This window comes from Clostridium sp. D5 (assembly GCF_000190355.1).
In the GTDB taxonomy this organism is placed as follows: Bacteria; Bacillota; Clostridia; order Lachnospirales; family Lachnospiraceae; genus Faecalicatena; species Faecalicatena fissicatena_A.
In genome coordinates this window covers 144,012-162,899 of record NZ_GL870815.1, presented here as the reverse complement: position 1 = coordinate 162,899, position 18,888 = coordinate 144,012, and the positions used below count along the sequence as shown (strand labels likewise).

The window sequence follows — 18,888 nt, the reverse complement described above, 5'->3', positions numbered from 1 at the left end:
GAATTAAAACTGACTGAAGCCAGGCATTTGCTTGACGAAACAAATTTAACTTTAAATGATATTGCTTATAAACTGGGATTCAGTAATGGGAATTATTTCAGTAAAGTGTTTAAACGTAATGTTGGGCGATCGCCTCGTGAATACCGTAATAAAAATCTTTCATAAAAAGCCCTACCTGCAGTACTATTTCACTACTGCATGAAAGACTTAGGATTTCATGCAAATTACAGAAACACAAAATCAAGTGCCCTAACCTAACTGTTTCTTTGTCATTCTTGTCTTCCTAAGTTTTGCATCAATTCTGGCAATCTCTTCATCCGTTATACCAACCGTCAAAAGCATATCCCTCAGCCGTACATTTTTCACGAAGTCTGCCAGAGGCCCTTCCATTCTTTCCGCCTCCATTCCTCTGTTATCCAATATGCCAAGATACGGTACCAACGACTCATCCAATAATTCCTGCTTTGTCTTCAGTCTGTGAATTGTGCAATCAACAGATAAGAACGGTTCCAAATCATCATTTATCTTCTTTCCAAACTCTGGTTCACCTAATTCTCCATTTCCAAAATCACCCTGAATTTCCTTGAGCCACTCAATACTATCATTCACCCAATTTGGAACACGGCTGCAAGTCCTGACATATTTAACTGCCTTCTCCCCTGTTGAAAAACCATGGGAACCAAATGCATAAACATGAGATTCGAATGTAACATTTGTTTTTGCCAGTGCCAGCTGGAACTCCAGTGTATTATCTATGGTGACAAGCATATCATCCCTCGCTGCAAATAAGAAGCAGGGACTGGTATTTTGATCTACATAATCTATAGGTGACGGAAGCTGTTTACTTTCCATCAACTTTGTCCCCCTGACTCCAACAGGAGCATAGCCTATAACTGCCGCATTGGGTCTATATTTACTCATAACAGCCGTACATGCTGCAAGATGACCCCCTGCAGAAAACCCCACTACTACAATCTTATCCGAATAAATCCCCCATTCTTCTGCATGCTCTCTTATTAACTCGACTGCCTGCTCATAGTCCTCCAGAGGATATGGCCAGATTGCATGCTCCCCTACTGAATACCGGAGTATAAATGCCTGGTATCCAGCCTTTGCATATGCTAAAGCAACTGGTTCTGCTTCGATATCAGAACACATATCATATCCGCCTCCAGGCAGCACCAGGACAGCGGGCCTGCGGTTCACCCTGATGAACTCACCACCAACACCCTGGAGAATGGCCGTTAAATTTACATTTCTTTTTTTATTTAAAACGATTCTTTTTAATTCCATATTTATAATCCTTTCCTGTGATCATCTGATCAGCAATCATTTATTTTACACATTTATCGCTCCGCATTAGATTGATTTTATCTATTATCTGCTGCAGCTTGGCATGCCCAATTCCCATATCACGAAAGCTTAAAAGTGCTCTAAGCGGGAGCTGTGCGGTCATGGCTTCCAGCATTTTGCCATTATCCTTCTCACCAGGCCGATCCCTTCCAGCGCCTGTCCGGGGCTTCTTTGCTGCCATCAGCTCTCCCAATACCTGCTGCCCCACAGGATCTTTCAGGATAATACCTATAGGTGTAGTCAGGTCAAACACCTCTGTTACTTCTTTTTCCGGGTAAACCTCCAGCTCCCCTTCCAGCAGCACCTCTTGTGCCGATTTACAGATCAGAATCCGATATTTTCCTTTTTCAACATACCAGTCATGAATGCTTTCTTCATAATATGCGAAGGCTCGTTTTGATAATGTAAATTTTACACTCCGGGACTCTCCCGGTTTTAATTCCACCTTGGAAAATTCCTTTAATTCTTTTGCAGGACGGTTAATCGTTCCAGTATCCGGCGGCGCTACAAAAAGCAGTACAACCTCTTTTCCCGGCAAACTTCCCGTATTACAGACATCTACAGTAACATCTAAAAGATCCATATCTGTAATTCTTTTTTCAGAAAGCCCGAGATTAGAATATGCAAAGTTTGTATAACTCAGCCCATGACCAAATGGAAATAGAACCGGTATGTTCTTCGTATCATAATACCGGTATCCTACATAAATGCCTTCCCTATATTCTGCCTTATCCCTTCCACGATGATAATATAAATAAGACGGATTGTCTTCCAGTTTCATTGGGAATGTTTCTGCCAGCCTGCCCGATGGATTTGTCTTTCCATATAGTAAATCACATGCTGCCCTTCCGCAGCCTTCCCCTCCCAGATACATCTCAAGAACAGCATTCACTTTATCAAGCCATGGCATTTCAATTGGGGATCCATTATGCAAAACGACTGCCACATTGGAATTTACCCTCGCCACTTCTTCTATTACACGTATCTGCTGTTCCGGCATTTTCATATGTGTCCGATCCTGTCCTTCAATTTCATAATTGTCCGGAAGCCCGGCAAAAATGACTGCCGCATCCGACTCGGAAGCGGTCTGCAAGGCCTCCTCTCTCAGCATTCCTGACTGGCCCTCATCTTCATCACAATAACCCTGGACAAACTTTACATTAGGATTCCCTCTTAATATTTCAAATGCGCTGTCTACTTTAAAAGAATTGATATGTGAACTCCCGCCGCCCTGGTAGCGGGGGGCAAATGCATACTGTCCTATAAATGCCACTGTCTGCGTATCATGTAAGGGCAGGATACCTTCATTTTTCAGTAAGACTGCACATTGGGCGGCTATTTCCCCTGCTGCCAAATGATCCTTCTCCCTGTCGAAAACAGCGTTCTTTTCTTTCCCCTCTTCAAAATCTGTAATTAACTTTAAGATGCGCCTTATGGCTTCATCTAAAATCTCTATTTCCAATTCCCCTGACTTTACCGCCTCTGTAATTCTTTTGTCATTCACACCATAGGAGGACGGCATTTCCAAATCTAACCCGGCACGCAGACCTAAGATCCTGTCACTCACACCACCCCAGTCCGTTATAACAGCACCTTCAAATCCCCACTCTTCTCTTAGAATTTCCGTCAGGAATTTTCTGCTGTCAGCCACATATTCCCCATTTATTCTGTTGTAGCTTGACATTACGGACCACGGTTTCCCTTTTTTTACTGCATTTTCGAATGCACCGAGATATATTTCACGTAATGTACGCTCATCAACTTCGGAAGAAATGGACATTCTGAATTGCTCCTGATTATTTGCCAGAAAATGTTTGATGCAGCATCCTATATGATGGGCCTGCACTCCCTGTATTTCAGCCGCAGCAAGCTCAGATGCCAAATAGGGATCCTCTGAAAAATATTCAAAATTTCTTCCGCATAACGGTGAACGTTTCATATTTACTCCCGGCCCCAGCAATATTGCAACACTTTCTGCTCTGCATTCATTCCCTAAGATGTCCCCTACATTTTGAAGCAACTCCCGGTCAAAGGATGCTCCAAGCGCGCTGCCTGTCGGAAAACAAACTGCCTCCACGCTTTCATTCACACCCAGATGGTCGCATGCCCCTTCCTGCTTCCGCAGTCCATTTGGACCGTCGGCCATCATGATTTCCCGGATTCCTAATCTCCGAATATCCTTCGTATGCCAAAAATCCTTCCCGGAACATAACGATGCTTTTTCTTCCAATGTCATCTGAGATACTATTTCTGCAATTTCTTCTGATTTCATATAAAGTACCTCCTAAAGCGCTTTACCTCTATATGGATGAATTTTCTTCTCATAATCAAGTTCCCTTCCGAACAGCCCCTTTTTATAAGCCACTGGATATATGGCATCCGGAGCCTCCCCCTTTTCTACCCATGCGGCAAGCGCAGCTAATACATCGTGCCGTTTATCCTTTGGGAAAATATCAAGCCCCAGCATCCCTATATCCTGGACTCCGGGTCCTCCGAAAACATGTGCCAGCCCCGGAACCAGAAAATATCTGAAAAAAATCCTCCATTTCCTGTACCTAGAAAATTTCCGTTCCATCCTGACAACGGCATCCACAATTCTACAAGAATATCTGATTCTTTTGTCGGCCTCAGCTTTACACGAACACAACAACGCTCCGGAACTGTCCCCAGACGTATTCCCTGTAATTCAGGAGATTTTTCTTCCAGGTACTCAATGCCTATAATTTCTCCATTTTCTATTTCAATATCACGTAATTTTTTTTCTGACTTTTCCATAAACGTTCCTCCGTGTCAGGCTCCTTTTCACCTTGAATAACTCTTTATTTTAGTAATCTTGTCAATGGCTTTGCCCAGTTCTTCTTTCGGTAAGCCTGAAAAAGCACTTTCTGACAGCTCCTGCAGGGACTGGGACAAAACCTCTTTATCCCCCTGCTCTAAAAGCCGCTTCAGCTGCATACATTCTCTGCCTGCAATCTCAACTGCCTCTTTATTCCCTTTTAACTGCTTCAGGCGGGTATTTCTATCAAACAGATATCGGTAGTCCTTTTTCGGTTTATAACGATAATCATAACAGCCGGCCGGCATTCCCTGATAGACTGCGTCACTGTCAGGCAGTACGATATCCGCAGCTGCATCAAACGGGATTTCTACATGTATGCTCACGTCACCATCGTCCCGGAATTCCCATCTTATTCTGTATCTTCCCGCTGCAGATTCATAAGAACAGTCGAGCCACTGCAGACAGCGTGTCAGCTTAGGTGCAATTTTCACTTTCTTAAACCCGGCTGATACCGGATAAATTCCCGCAGCATAACGGTATAAGAATTCTGCTATTGCCCCATATGCATAATGGTTAAGGGAGTTCATGCCGTTTCCACTGATTTTTCCATCGGGTAAAACAGAATTCCATCTTTCCCAAACCGTTGTAGCCCCCATCTTAACCTCAAATAACCATCCTGGATATTCTTCATTAAATAAGAAATCATAAGCCAGTTCTATCAAATCAGCCTCTGCCAATACATTACACATTAAAGGAGCTCCTGCAAAACCGCTTTTTATTTTATAACAATCCCTCTTTAGCCTTCTTTTTAGACTTTCTATTACACCCTCTTTTGTTCGGTAAAGCTTGAAGTGCAGCGCCAGGTAATAAGCCGTTTGTGTGTCCACAGCCAGCTTTCCCGAAGGTGTATAGTATTCATAAAAAATTGCATCCATAATCTCGTCTGCCAGTTTCTGATATTCCTTTTCATCCTCTTCATATGCCAATATCCGTGCTGTTTCCGCCACCTTTTTTACAGATCCGTAATAGTAAGCGGATGCTATGAATCCAACATCGGTCGCCCCTGTCATACTTTGTTCTGTCACTCCATCAAGTGCAAGCCAGTCTCCCAGCTGGAATCCGAAGTCCCATAAGTTCTTTCTGCCCCTTTTTTCATCCTCCAGCGTGATAAAATCTACCCAGGATTTCATGAGTGGATACTGTTCTTTTAAAAGTTCCCGGTCTCCATAATGCGTAAACAATACCGCCGGGATTATAGTTGCAGCATCTCCCCATAGAGCACAGCTTAACCCTGGCTGAAGATTCGGAAGATACATAGCAACTCTGCCTCCGTTTTTCTCCTGATCTTTCCTTAAATCCCTCAGGTATTTTTCATAAAACGCTCTTGTATCCATATGATAACTGGCAGTTCCAGAGAATACCTGCGCATCTCCCGTCCAGCCTAACCGCTCATCTCTCTGCGGACAGTCCGTTGGCATATCAACAAAATTACTTTTTAATCCCCAAACAGTGTTTTCATACAGAGCGTTTAATAGCTTGCTGGAAGACTGAAATTGTCCGGTTCTCTCCAGCTTTGAATAAAGCGCTATTCCAGTAAAATCTTCTGGATTAATCTTTCCGATTCCTTCAACCTTTACATAACGGAACCCAAAATATGTAAAATGAGGCCTCGCCAGCCGTGTTTTTCCTGCCGAACGGTATTGAAACTGTGCTTTTGCCGCCCGATAATTATCCCGGTAAAAATTGCCGTCCTGAAGTATTTCTCCAAACTCCAACTTTAATGTTTCATCCCGCTTCATACTGCCTTGATAGACCACAAACCCTGCAAAATTCTGTCCGAAATCCAGCACAGTCTCCCCTAAAGGCGTATACAATACATGCTTTGCTAAGATATTTTCCTGACCTGTTAATGGTAATGACTCCCGGTCTATCAAATGATACCCCGCTGCTGCTACGGCATTTTTCCATGGATTATCTCTCTCTTCCCAATAAAGTTCATCCACAGACTCCCCGTTATAAATATCACTCCACATAATGTCTGATCCATGATACTCCCATGTATCATCCGTCCCTATAATAATTTCTTTTCCATCCTCATATTCCACATGAATCTCTGCAATTAAATAAAATTGGCTGCCAAACACTTCTTTCAATCCGGTATAGCCAAGATGCCCCTTGAACCAACCATCTCCCAACAGCACAGAAAATGTGTTCTGTGCGGATACCAATTTGGTTATGTCATAAGTACAATATTGCACCCCGTCTCTATAATCACCGGTAAACGGGGCTAAATAATCTTCACCGATTTTTTCATGATTCAGATATGCTTCAAATACACCCAGACCACTAATATAAAGAGCAGCCTTTTTCCAGCCTTCCATCAGCTGGAATTCCTTTTTAAACTCCGGATGATAGATGTCCTCTGCCTGCATGGTAATCCACTTCCCATACCATTCTTCCTGCATTTTACCTGTTTCAAAAAATGCTGTCTCACTTGTCCCCGACTCCCCTGTATCTGTTTTAACTATTACCTTCCAGTAATATCTGGTACGGGGCATCAATTCTATATCTAATGGCTCTGCCATGCTTAACAGATTCTTTCCGTACTTCTCATAACAGATCGTGGAAAAATCTGACTTCATACTCACAATTACGTGTACATCTGCCTGATTTTTTCCAATGGCGCCTTTTACTTTCCAGGAGCATACTAATCTCGAAAAGTTTATCCCCATAGGATTTTTTCTACCATTTATCAAAATATTATAAACTTTCATACGTTACCTCCATCTCTTTTAAGATAAAATATTTACACATTTATTTCTTGCAAAATTAAAGCCATTTTTTTATAATTAAGTCATCTTTCTATTTTAATCTCAGAGGTTTTAAATACAAAGGAGGACTTATGAGAACTGTACAGGATATCCAGGAATTTTGTAATATTATCAGCAAATGCCATACCTATCCGCTTCATTATTTTCATGATCAGGAATTATTTTGGGAACACCCTCTGCCGCCTGTTGATCTGATCGGAAGGCATTTACATACGTTTTTTGATAAAACGCCCTTGTTAACATATTTTCAAACGCAGGAAAACCTTATTTACGGTCTCATACACACCCCGGAGTTCGAGCATCTGATTGTAGTCGGCCCTGTTGCCTTAACCCCAATAAACTTTAGCATCGTCCATCAGATTATGGAGCAATATCAGCTTCCGCTCGACACCAAGGACCAATTGGTGAATTATCTGGGAAGAACATCTGGCTATTCACTGCCGCATCTTCAAAATGTCCTGTCATTGATTAACTTTTATTTGAATCATGAAACGGAAGAAAATTCCCAGGCACTCATGCTTGAAAATGATCTCCTGCATAAAGAAATTCAAAAGCGTCAATTAGAATCCAACATGGAATACAATAACTTTTCATCTTATTTAGCTGCAAGTAATTATGAAAAAGAGACACTTGCCCACGTAAAGAACGGGAACGTAAAGGGTATACGGGAAAGATGCTCCACCTCCATGGATATGCATATCGGAACCCTGGCTCATTCCAGTCTGCGCCAGCTAAAAAATATTTTTATATGTACAACAACACTGGCAACCCGTGCTGCTATAGAAGGGGGACTGGATCTGAAAACTGCATATCAGTTAAGTGATCTTTATCTCCAGAAGGCTGAAAACACAAATTCCATTGACGCCATGAACGATATGTCCCATGCAATGTTTCTTGACTTTACCGAAAGAGTCCATAATGCAAAACAGAACCAGGATATTCCCTTCGATATTTTCGAATGTCTGCAATATATCCGGCAAAATACACACATGCCGCTGCGCATTGACATGCTTGCTTCCCATATGCATTTAAGTAAAAGCCAGCTGGACCGTAAGTTCCAGAAAGCGCTCGGGTTTCCTCCAAGTCGTTTTATCCTGCGCTGTAAGCTGGAAGAGGCAAAAGCGCTGCTTAGCAATACAAACCGTTCAATCGCTGAAATCAGCCTGCTTCTCTGCTTTTCCAGTCAGTCGCATTTCTGCAACGCCTTTCGGAAAGAATATCAGGTATCGCCCCGTGAATACAGAAATCAACGCCATATTTAACTGCTCTTCGTCATGATAAATAATCCGGATGAAAGTCATTCTTTCATCCGGATCTGCTGCCCTGGTAATCTAATTTTCGCTCTTTTCCGTCTTTTCCGGCTTCTCTGTCAGCCCCATTCGTTCTTTTAGTTCTGCTGCAACTTTGTCATACTTTTTATCTAAATCATAAAAACTCATTGCTGCAATTGATAATATCACCGCAATTCCAGGTATCCATATATATAAAGCTTTAATTGCGCTAATCGCCCCGGCCGGCTGTACAGCAAGGGAACCGTCAAATCCGCCCGCTTCCAGAAGGAAACCTAAAAGAATCGTACCAATACTTGCCCCCAGCTTATTGCAGAACGAATACGCTGCATTTCCCATGCCGAGCACATCCTTCCCCGACTTCCATTGTCCATATGTAATACTGTCCTGCAGCATCCCTGGAAGTACGCAGGCACAGACACCTGTTCCAATTCCCTTAAATATAGAGGACGCATACAGCCATGTCATATTTACGGAAACTGCAGGCATGAAAGCACCAACCGCTACAAAAACCAGACCGCTTATGCAGATTGTTCTTTTTTTCATCTTTACCATAAGGAACAGTGTAATAAATGCAGCCAACAGAGCACCAATACTATTGAAATTACCTAATGGTGTATAATAAAACACATCCCCCAGAACGTACTGTGCATAGTATACATTACTCATACCAAGGCTTGTCTGCATGTATAATACAAAAATCATTGTTATGACAAAAATCACCCAGTATTTATCATGAATCAAAATCTTCAGTGCTTCCAGTATCTTGACATCACTTTCACTTTTCCTCTTTCCATCGCCTTCATTTACTTCCGCCTTCGCTTTTTCTCTTTGTGACTCCGTAACACGCTCTGTGGTAAAGAAGAATCCAAATGATGCCAATACCGCGTAAACTGCAATATATATTAATATCATGGCGGTCCATCCCCTTTGGGTATAAGGATTACCGCCGCCTACTGCTGATGTAATCTGCAGAACAGTAGAATTCAGGATTATTCCTCCAATAATTCCCAAAACCATCAGGATACCGCCGTTCAGCCCCCTTGATTTCTGATCCATGCTCATGGAACCGTTCAGTGCAGCATGAGATACTCCTATCATAGTCATACATATTGTATTAACAAGGTTGTATGTTACAAAAATATAGGCAATTTTCAGACCACTCGAGATTCCTGAGGGTACCCAGAACATAAGGAACGTACAAATAATGGTCGGCAATATCATCCGAATCTGCCATGGCCTGCATTTTCCCCACTTACTGTGGGTATGGTCTACAATATATCCTGCCGCCAGATCTGAAAGACCGTCAAAAATTTTTGTCACACCCATTACTGTGGCCACTGCAGCAGCGCTCACACCGACCACATTGGTGTAATAAACCAGCAGGAAGCTGGAAACTAACATAATTATAAAATTACTGCCCATCCCTCCAAGGGCAAAGCCGGTAATTTCACTCGCTGGTACTTTTGCATCCGGACGCATATCTTTTACTTTCCTCATTTTTATATCCTCTCTTTCCGTGACTTCTGCTCATTAAGTCTCCACATTCTTCCGACTCTTTTTACTAACGGCTATTTATCATAAAAAGGCCGTAAAATCATCCTTAAGTTCCACTTCTTTTGTCAGGCATTCTTCTGAATTCCCACCAATAAATATCTCGTATTTTCCTGACTCAATCACAAACTTCATTCTCCAGTCATAGTACCCCATGGATTGATATGGTATCTCAAAAACTACGTTCTTCTCCCCGCCTGCTTTTATAGACACTTTTTTAAACGCCGCCAGCTGCTTTACCGGACGCACACGTTTTGCTGTCAAATCCCTAAAATAGCACTGTACGATTTCGTCCCCATCGCGGCTGCCGTTGTTTTTCACCATAACCGACGCACAAATCCCCTGCGGTTTCTGCTCCACCATTAACTTAGTATAGGTGTAAGATGTATAGCTAAGCCCATAGCCAAACGGATAGACCGGCTCCACGGGTGTATCAAGATATTTAGATGTGAATTTTGCTTTTCCGCCCGGCCGGCCTGTATTAATATGCGAATAGTAAACGGGACACTGCCCCGATGTATAAGGAAATGTCGTTGTCAGTTTACCCGAAGGATTCACACACCCATACAGAATATCCAGGACTGCATTGCCTGCCTCTACTCCGGGATGCCATGCTTCCAGAATACCTGACAGATTTTCTTTCAGCCACGGAATTGCCAGAGGGCGCCCATTAAACAGGACCGCCACTACCGGCTTTCCAGTACCTTTCAGAACATGCAGGAGCTTCATATGTGTATCAGACAAACTGATATCTGCACGGCTTGCCGCCTCCCCGCTCTGGTTCTTATATTCTCCGACCACGGCTAAAATTACATCGCACTCATCTGCAATCCTCAGGACTTCCGTTTCATCCACACAATCGCAGAAGACCTCCGCTGTGCCTGATTCCTTCCAATCAGGGGGATCTTTCTTAATTCCTGTACTGTAAATAAAAGTTTTATTCTGCGCCCTGCATGCATCTACAATACTAATACAGTCATTGCCATCTCCCCTGATCGCCCATGCTCCCATCATCTCACTGCGATTATCTGCAAGCGCACCCACAATTCCAAGTTTTACATCTGGCTTAAGGGGCAGTATACCATCATTTTTAAGCAATACCATGGATTTTGCAGCGCATTCTCTTGCCAATGCACGGGATTGAGGATTTAGCATTTCCTGCGCTTCCCTCTCGTCTGTAGTCTGACAGGGTTGTTCAAATAATCCCAATTCAAATTTTATCCTTAATATATTTGCAACTGCCTCATCCAGAATGGCAGAGTCAAGTTTGCCACTCTCAATCAGGTCCTCCAGACATTGACTGTAGCAGTCTGAGGCCATATCCATATCTACCCCTGCACAAATTGCCTGCCATGCCGCATCCATTCGATCCGAAGCGATTCCATGCTCCACACATTCAGCGATCGCATTGGCATCGCTGATGGTCATCCCGTCAAATCCCCACTGCTTCCGGAGCAGTTCCTTCATGAGCCATTGGCTGGCCGTACATGGAACCCCATTGATATCATTAAATGCCGGCATGACCACACGCGCACCGGCTTCAATACATGCACGAAAAGGAGGAAGATATTCCTCAAAAAGCCGCTGCGTGGACATATCCACTCTGTTATAATCTCTCCCCGCTTCAGCCGCACCATATGCCGCAAAATGTTTAATACATGCAGCCATTGAATCTTCATCAGACAGGGATTCCCCCTGAAATCCTTTTACCTTCGCCTGCCCGAATGCTGAGGTCAGGTATGCATCCTCTCCTGCTCCCTCACTGATACGTCCCCATCGGGCATCCTTTGCCACATCCACAACGGGTGCAAAGGTGATATGATTCCCACCTGCCGTTGCTTCTTTTGCAGCTGCGCGGGCCGTCTTTTCCCAAAGCGCCGGCTCCCAAGCACAACTCTCTGCCAACGGAATCGGAAATATTGTCCGATATCCATGGACGACATCATATCCAAACAACAATGGAATACCCAGTCTTGTTTCTTCCACTGCAATTTTCTGCAAATAGTTTGCTGTCTTAGCATCATTAATTCCATTGTATGAACCAATCTTTCCTGCGCGCAGATCCTCCTCATGAAAATCAATATTAGCCGAACCAGTCATCTCCTGAAACTTTTCCTTGCTGATGCGCCCGTCAAACACCATATTGACGAGTTCTTCAAAATCCATGGCAAATGCCCCTGCAATAGAGGGGCCGCACTGCCGCAGCTGCCCTGTTTTTTCTGACAGCGTCATCTGTTCCAGCAATGCCTGAATTTCATCTTCATATTTTTTAATCACAACTTTGACCTCCATATCTGCCAGCCGCCAAGTATACCCCTTTTATCAAATTAAAGTAATCCAACCACTATTCTGTTTTAAGAAATCTACTTTCCCCCCGGAGCTGCCTGCTTTCCTTCTGCAGGATTCGATGCAATCTAATCAAATCGGTTTGCAAAATCATATTTCCCACTGCCAAGTTTCCTGCACGTTCCATCCGGGAGTATCACCACCGCTCTTGTATTTACAGGAATCTCACAGTGGTAATTCCACCCATGTGCTGACCGCTCCCATTCTGAACGGATAACGCCATATATGCTTTCATATTCAGCCTGAACGCCGGTAAGGGTTCCGCCCATAGTCGGCTTCAAGATAAATTCCTGATACCCCGGATGTTCCAAACTTGCACGGATTCCCGCTACCCATCCGAACAGGAATTCACAGACCGCACCATAACTGTAATGGTTAAAGGATCCCTTATGTGTATCCATACCATCCCATGTTTCAAGAATCGTCGTACTTCCCAGCGTTACCGGATGCAGCCAGCCCGGATTATCCGTCTGTTCCAAAAGCCGGAACGCTAATTCTTTATGTCCACATTCCACAAGTACCGGGAGCAAAAACGGTGTAGACAAAAAACCAGTATTTAGTTTAAAACCATTCTTTTTTATCTCTCTGACCAGCTGCTCAACTACCTTCTGCTTTTTATCCTCCGGGCATAAGCCCATCGCAAGCGCTCTGACATATGCAGCCTGATGCCCCTGTTCAATGATACCATCCTCACCGATCAGATATTTTCCATAAGTAGTCCGGATCAGTCCCGCAATACGTGTATAATACCTAAATTCATCTTCCTTTCCAAGCACCTTTGCCATACAGGCAACATTATCTGCAGAACGGCACATGTATGCCGTGGCAACCTTTGGTTTCCCTTCTTTCATCATACGCGCAAATGCCTCTGCCAGATTTTCTCCAGTTTCTTTTTTGGGAATCGGTTCCATCCATTCTCCGTAATGCATCCTTGTGTCATAGATATAATCTGCATCCAGTACTCCATCCGTACTGTGATGGTACTGTGGCTGTCTTTCATATAATGGGTTATTTTCTTTCGCACAGCACAGCATGTAGTCTATCCATTTCCTGGCCGTCTCATATTGATTTTTAAGAATCTGGCTGTCTCCATAGCACAGATACATAATATATGGAATCCAGGCAGCGGAATCCCCCCACCCTGCACAGTCCTCACCGATGTTCCCATTTCCTTCAGGTCCGGCAAGCGCCGCCATCGGATTCTGTCTCTTCATATATACAAGTTCCAGAGGATTATGGACACTGCTGGTCGATGGGAACGTGATCCCTACTTTCCCACTGGCATACTGCTCAATTGCCTGATCCTGCATCCACTTTTCGAAGAATGGATAGACATTCATAAAATAGGAAGATGTCTGCGCATAAATCTGTGCATCTCCCGTCCATGCATTTCGTTCTCGGGTCGGACAGTCCACAGCCACTTCCATAAAGTTGCCTTTCTGACTCCACCGGCTGTTCTTCACTAACTTGTTAATCAGTATATTGGAACAAGTAAAATCCCCAGTTTCCTCCAAATCTGAATACACTGCAATGGCAGTAAAGTCTCCCGGCAGGATATTGCCATGGTAACCAGCCAACAGTACATAGCGAAAACCGAAAATTGCAAATTTAGGACAATATGATTCTTCTGTTTCTCCATTACAAATGTATTTGACTTCCTGAAACTTTTCAATCGGAATAGAGCAGTGATTGATGTTGTCCAGGGAAAAACAGCCATCCTTCATCTCTTCTCCATGTACCAGCCTTACGGTCTGCCCTGCTTTGCAGCCACGCAGTTTCATTTTTACATATCCCGCGATATTCTGTCCAAAATCCAACACCAGGTTCCCTGCCATATCAGTCAGTACCTCTGCCTCAAAAGTTTCCTTTTCTCTGACAGGCACGCTTCGGGATGCAATCAGCTCTGCATCTGTATGCTCTTCTGTCAAATGAACCTGATGCCACGCAGAATCATCAAAATCGATCCTGTTCCACCCATTCGGTTCCAGTACCGCATCATAAACATCTCCCATCAGCATGTCTGAAGCTCTCAGGCCTCCCAGACTGGTGCAAAACGATTCGTCTGTTCCAATAATTTCAACAGTACCATCTGAATAAGTAAGCTCTATTTGTCCAAAGTAATGCAGTTTATAACCAAAATTATTTTTGACAGAACCACCTGTCACACCCCGCCACCAGCCATCTCCCAGCATAGCAGACCAACAGTTCATCCCTTCCTGAAGCAAATTCAAAATATCGTAAGTCTGATACTGAATCCGATGATAATAACTGGTCAATCCCGGTTTAAAAAGGTCTTTCGTTCCCTGCACCCCATTAATCCAGAATTCATATAAACCATGCGCAGTCTGATAAATCCGGGCGGAAACCAGACCTTTTCCTGCATAAAATTCTTTTCGTAGATACGGGGAAGGTTTTCTTGTATCACGGTCAACCTCATTTTCAGGCTCTATCCATTTGGCTTTCCAGTCGGATCTTCTCAGAAGCCCCATCTCAAAATGTGCTGTTTCACTTTTCGTTTGTTCTTCGTATCCCTGGCCATCCGTAACTGTAACAGACACCTTCCAGCTAATCTTCTGCCTGCTTTCCAGTGTATTTCCTTCATAATAAACCCTCTGGCTTGCATTGCTGTTAACTTCTCCGCTGTCCCATATAACATCATTCCCAGAGCTCGCCAGAATCCTGTAACTTTTCTGCATGACATTTTTTATATCGCTTTTTATTTTCCATGAAAAACGGGGGCTGGCCGCATCAATTCCCATTGGTTCATGAAGATACTCGGTTTTTAAATCATAAATTAGAAGCATTTATGTTTCCTCTCTAATTATCCAGCAGCTCAAGACCGATACGCTCCACATTACCAAACACAGCGCTATGCAGCCAGTCCAGAACACTCTTTTGTTCCCCTTCGCTTTCTCTTATAGTGTTTTCCAGAAGCAGTGTATGCTGTGTCAGCTCCAATGACGGATCCAGTCTGGGATAAGGATGGCTGTAAATGTAAATTCCTATATCAGGAATAACCTGCTGCAGGTTTTTGCACATTTCTTCCAGATTCTTTCTGAATTTTTCACCACCTTCTTTTGTGTATGTCATTGTATCCCCATCCAAAAACTGTTGGTATTTGGCCAGCTCACCATCTCTGATAGAATTCATATACAGATACTTCATATTTTCTCCGTATTTTTGGTATAATGCTGACAGCCAGTCCAGTGTTACATTGTCGCTCTGAATACGGCAGCTGATTTCCTTCGGTGCATTCCATGTTTCAGAAATAATCTGTTTCCAGTCATATCGGAAAAGTGCGCTGTCAATGCAGCATGTAATATCTTTGCACTCTGGAAATGCCTGTATAACATCATCAGCAAGTGCAGATGCCCCGAAACCGCCTGCGCTCATACCCGCAATGAGAAGTTTGTCTGGATTCCCTACATATTTTTTTGCTGTCTCCAGTACGATACGATAATTCTGGAAGCCGTTATGGTAAAGGATTCTGTCTTCCCCATCCAGTGACTTGTAATGAAATTCTGCATTTCCAATATGGAAATCTCCAGAACTGTAATTTACCACGATGACACTCCAGTCTCTAAATGGATTCCATTCTTCCTGACTGTTAATTCCGCCCCGTGCGATCATATCTGACAGCGGTTCCACATCATCAAAGTAAAATGCCTCGTCACCAGTATTGTGAATGCTGATGGGCCTTGCTGCTGTATAGTGATTCCAAGAGGCGCCTCCCCCACAGAATACAATCAGTACATGATTCTCCGTTCCAATCCGTATACTGCCATGGTATGGTTCTCCATTTCCACAGACATATCCCGGAACCGAAACCCTGTACCATAACCCAGGTTCCGTTTTTTCAGTAAGTTCCGGCATACGGAACTGTTCTGCTGTTTTAACCAGTTTATGTATAAATGCTTCCCGCTCTATTTCAGATATGTCTTTTTCAACTGTCTCTTTCATGTACTCTCCTTATATCCTCGAATCTGTTTGATTGCTTCTCTATTCATTTTAGTAAATGTATTATTATATTTCTTACATTTATCACGCGTTTTTTGTATATTTGATTCATGTATTTATTTTTTCTCATAAAGTTTACACTCTCCAGCCTTCAGGATTGCATTATACCATTTTTTTCTTTTTCCCCAGCCAGCCAATTTTATTACTGATAAACTATAACAAAGTGGGCCAGCCCACCTCAACTCCCCATCCTCTCACTTATGAGGGGCTTGCACACCTTGGAGGCGCCGCGAAGCCGCCCTGCGGCGGTCGCATCACGACATCTACCTCTTACGCCGCAGTGTGCATCACGCCGGGAGGGCTTTTTAATTTATAGGACACATTTTCCTATGAAAAAAACGTCTGATACTAAACTGTACCAGACGCCTTATCGTCACATAAGAAAATTATATCGCTCTATTTCTTTAAATGAGGTAATTGCTCCAAAGCCCTCCTATTTTTTCACATCACTCCATGTTTTGAATACTGTATATGCATTCTCCGGCTTAGCCCCCGGTCCGAACTCACACTGTGCGATACAGCCGCCGTCCGCCCACAGTCTGTCGTATACCATCTTCACCGCATTTGCTATATCCTCTGTGCTTCCGTCCGGCAGAAGATGCTGTCTGTCGATCTCTCCCCAGAAAGTAATCTTCCCTTTGTATTTTTCCAGTTCATCAATCCCAATGCAGAAAATCTGCGAGTTAAATGCGTCCAGCCCTAATTCTATCATTTTAGGATAGATATCCCGGGTATTTCCATCCGAGTGCATAAAAGTTTTCTTTCCGTATTTTTTAGCTATTGAGATATAGTCTCTGTACATTGGACGGAAGATTTCATCCCACAGCTTTGGATTGATCAGCAGGCTGTTCTGGCTGCCCCAGTCATCCATAAAGAAAAGTGCATCTATATCTGTCTTTGCCCACTTTTCAACAAGTTCGCAATAAAAACTGTGCATTTTCTGCATAAAGCTCTTCATGTTTGCCGGTGGATCCATAAGATCCATGTAGAGTTCCTCTGTTGTACGAATGAACTGCAGCTGCTCAAAAGGTCTGGGGCAGCATCCTGAAAGTACAAATTTGTCCGTATTGCGGCAGAATTCATTGACTGCGTCCACATCAAAATCCAGCCACTCTACCGGAATGTGTACATTATCTGCATCCTCCCAGTCCTCATCCTGAATCAGCGGCTCTTTGACTTCCCCGATGATTCCTTCATGGATATTATTAAACCGGCATCCCCATTCATCCGTATACTCACCGATTTTATACGGATCGCCTTTGGCAATCGTCTTTGTATGTAAAATACAGGGGGCCGTAACAATATCATCTTCGAATTCCTTATGAATCTTGTCAACCATCGGTCCATAATTCGTTTCTGCCCAGGGCAGCAGCCACATCTGCCTCGGAACCCTTCCGTCTGTGTTTCTAAATTCCAGTGTTTTGTATACAAGCTCTCTTGATGTCATCTTTCATTCTCCTCATTATTTTTTATATACTATATTCCGCAGCTAAGGGCGTGTGTTTCGGAGTGCCCTTTTGTTTATACACACATTATATCGGCCGTAGTTCTCTCCTTCATTAAAAATAATCCACAGTACGATTTTATACATTATACTGCAGCTTTCTGCAGATCCGCCCGCAGGGCATGAGTTACGGGGTGCCCTTGGGTATACATAAACTAAACATATGATAAAAGCCGCCATCCCCGATATTTTCCGGAACTGGCGGCTTCTGCCTGATCACAATATTAAAATCCAATCAATAAATATTAGAGAAACGATGATTCCGAAAATAAGTCGGTGTGCATCCCGTGTACTTTCTGAACACAGAGGAGAAATGATTACTTGAAGAAAAGTTCAGCTGATACGCTACATCTGTGATCGTATTCCCGGGATCTTTCAAAAAGATCTTTGCAGTATCTACTTTCAGAGAAGTGATATATGCATGAGGCGTAATTCCCAGCTCCTCCTTGAACTTTGCCTTGAACCGCGATGCTGAAAGTCCGCAGTGCCCGGCTATAATTTCTATATTCAGATCCTCCATAAGATGTGTATGGATATAGTAAATAGCCTCCTGTATATCGGTGCTGTATACCTCCCTGGTCAGTTCTATATCCGTTGTGCAAATATTGTTAGTAACAAACTGAAGAAAATAACTGTAACCCTGAATCTGCTGTGAGATTTCTTCTGAACCCAGCAGCTGAAAAGCCCGCTGAAGCACCGGCAGGTCTTTCATATTTGCCTTTTTCGTCCGGTGCCGGTAATTCAGCAGCTGACGAAAAAGATATTCACTGTACGGCGGCACCAGCCCAAGAAAGTTCTGAGACGAGGACATATCAAACTGAAACCATATAAACTCACATACATCCTGTGAGCCTCCACCGCTCCCATGATTTTCATACGGATATGTCATGAAAATATCATTGCCATACAGCGTATACAGTTTTCCATCAACGATATACTGCTGCTTTCCCTTCAAAACTACAACAAATTCCATATTGCAGTGAAAATGTGTGTCCAGTTTTGCGCCGGCCGCCTGAAAATGAGCATGCCCAATCATATGCAGCGCAGGGATATTCAATTGTTCTCTTGTAAGTATTCTAAAATCATCTGTCCATACAGGGGTATCGTCAGGGATATGCAGCATTCGGGCCACCTCCGGTATTTTTATATACTTTATTCTGCAGCTTTGCTGCAGATCCGCCCGCAAGGGCATGAATTACGGTGTGCCCTTGGGTA

The 18,888-nt window shown here is 43.4% G+C and carries 12 protein-coding genes; 1 reads left to right on the top strand and 11 read right to left on the bottom strand.

Going from position 1 to position 18,888, the window contains the following annotated elements; translation table 11 throughout:
- Nucleotides 1-249 precede the first annotated feature (249 nt).
- From HMPREF0240_RS23545 to HMPREF0240_RS16025, 5 genes are read right to left on the bottom strand one after another with little or no spacing between them, the layout of a single operon-like run.
- Nucleotides 250-1,293: an alpha/beta hydrolase gene (locus tag HMPREF0240_RS23545; RefSeq protein WP_009004461.1), complete on the bottom strand. Its 1,044-nt coding sequence runs from the start codon at nt 1,291-1,293 to the stop codon at nt 250-252.
- A 40-nt stretch (nt 1,294-1,333) separates the two neighbouring features.
- Nucleotides 1,334-3,625, bottom strand: a complete 2,292-nt coding sequence (locus tag HMPREF0240_RS16040; RefSeq protein WP_009004460.1) for a glycoside hydrolase family 3 C-terminal domain-containing protein — start codon at nt 3,623-3,625, stop codon at nt 1,334-1,336.
- Between the two features lie 12 nt (nt 3,626-3,637).
- A complete protein-coding gene (locus HMPREF0240_RS24040) occupies nt 3,638-3,928 on the bottom strand; it encodes a tannase/feruloyl esterase family alpha/beta hydrolase (RefSeq protein ID WP_083806274.1) in 291 nt (96 codons plus the stop codon).
- Entirely contained in the window at nt 3,823-4,128 is a 306-nt protein-coding gene (locus HMPREF0240_RS24710; RefSeq protein ID WP_009004458.1) for a tannase, read from the bottom strand. The genes HMPREF0240_RS24040 and HMPREF0240_RS24710 overlap by 106 nt, the downstream gene beginning before the upstream one ends.
- 27 nt (nt 4,129-4,155) lie before the next feature.
- Nucleotides 4,156-6,906, bottom strand: a complete 2,751-nt coding sequence (locus HMPREF0240_RS16025) for an alpha-L-rhamnosidase (protein ID WP_009004457.1) — start codon at nt 6,904-6,906, stop codon at nt 4,156-4,158.
- A 128-nt stretch (nt 6,907-7,034) separates the two neighbouring features.
- Here HMPREF0240_RS16025 and HMPREF0240_RS16020 point away from each other — a divergent pair, with 128 nt between their 5' ends.
- Nucleotides 7,035-8,225: a helix-turn-helix domain-containing protein gene (locus HMPREF0240_RS16020; protein ID WP_009004456.1), complete on the top strand. Its 1,191-nt coding sequence runs from the start codon at nt 7,035-7,037 to the stop codon at nt 8,223-8,225.
- Between the two features lie 69 nt (nt 8,226-8,294).
- Here HMPREF0240_RS16020 and HMPREF0240_RS16015 read toward each other — a convergent pair whose 3' ends face one another.
- The 6 genes from HMPREF0240_RS16015 to HMPREF0240_RS23540 all read right to left on the bottom strand — a co-directional run bounded on the left by HMPREF0240_RS16015 (nt 8,295) and on the right by HMPREF0240_RS23540 (nt 18,796).
- A complete protein-coding gene (locus HMPREF0240_RS16015) occupies nt 8,295-9,752 on the bottom strand; it encodes an MFS transporter (protein ID WP_035313778.1) in 1,458 nt (485 codons plus the stop codon).
- Between the two features lie 78 nt (nt 9,753-9,830).
- Nucleotides 9,831-12,083, bottom strand: a complete 2,253-nt coding sequence (gene bglX / locus HMPREF0240_RS16010; RefSeq protein ID WP_148486361.1) for a beta-glucosidase BglX — start codon at nt 12,081-12,083, stop codon at nt 9,831-9,833.
- A 137-nt stretch (nt 12,084-12,220) separates the two neighbouring features.
- Nucleotides 12,221-14,956, bottom strand: a complete 2,736-nt coding sequence (locus HMPREF0240_RS16005; protein ID WP_009004453.1) for an alpha-L-rhamnosidase — start codon at nt 14,954-14,956, stop codon at nt 12,221-12,223.
- Nucleotides 14,957-14,969: 13 nt separating this feature from the next.
- Complete coding sequence (locus HMPREF0240_RS16000; protein ID WP_009004452.1) at nt 14,970-16,112, bottom strand: pectin acetylesterase-family hydrolase; 1,143 nt, start codon at nt 16,110-16,112, stop codon at nt 14,970-14,972.
- 490 nt (nt 16,113-16,602) lie between these two features.
- Nucleotides 16,603-17,616, bottom strand: coding sequence for a uroporphyrinogen decarboxylase family protein (locus tag HMPREF0240_RS15995; RefSeq protein ID WP_009004451.1), 1,014 nt, complete (start codon nt 17,614-17,616; stop codon nt 16,603-16,605).
- Nucleotides 17,617-17,908: 292 nt separating this feature from the next.
- Complete coding sequence (locus HMPREF0240_RS23540) at nt 17,909-18,796, bottom strand: AraC family transcriptional regulator (RefSeq protein WP_050794558.1); 888 nt, start codon at nt 18,794-18,796, stop codon at nt 17,909-17,911.
- Nucleotides 18,797-18,888: the final 92 nt, after the last annotated feature.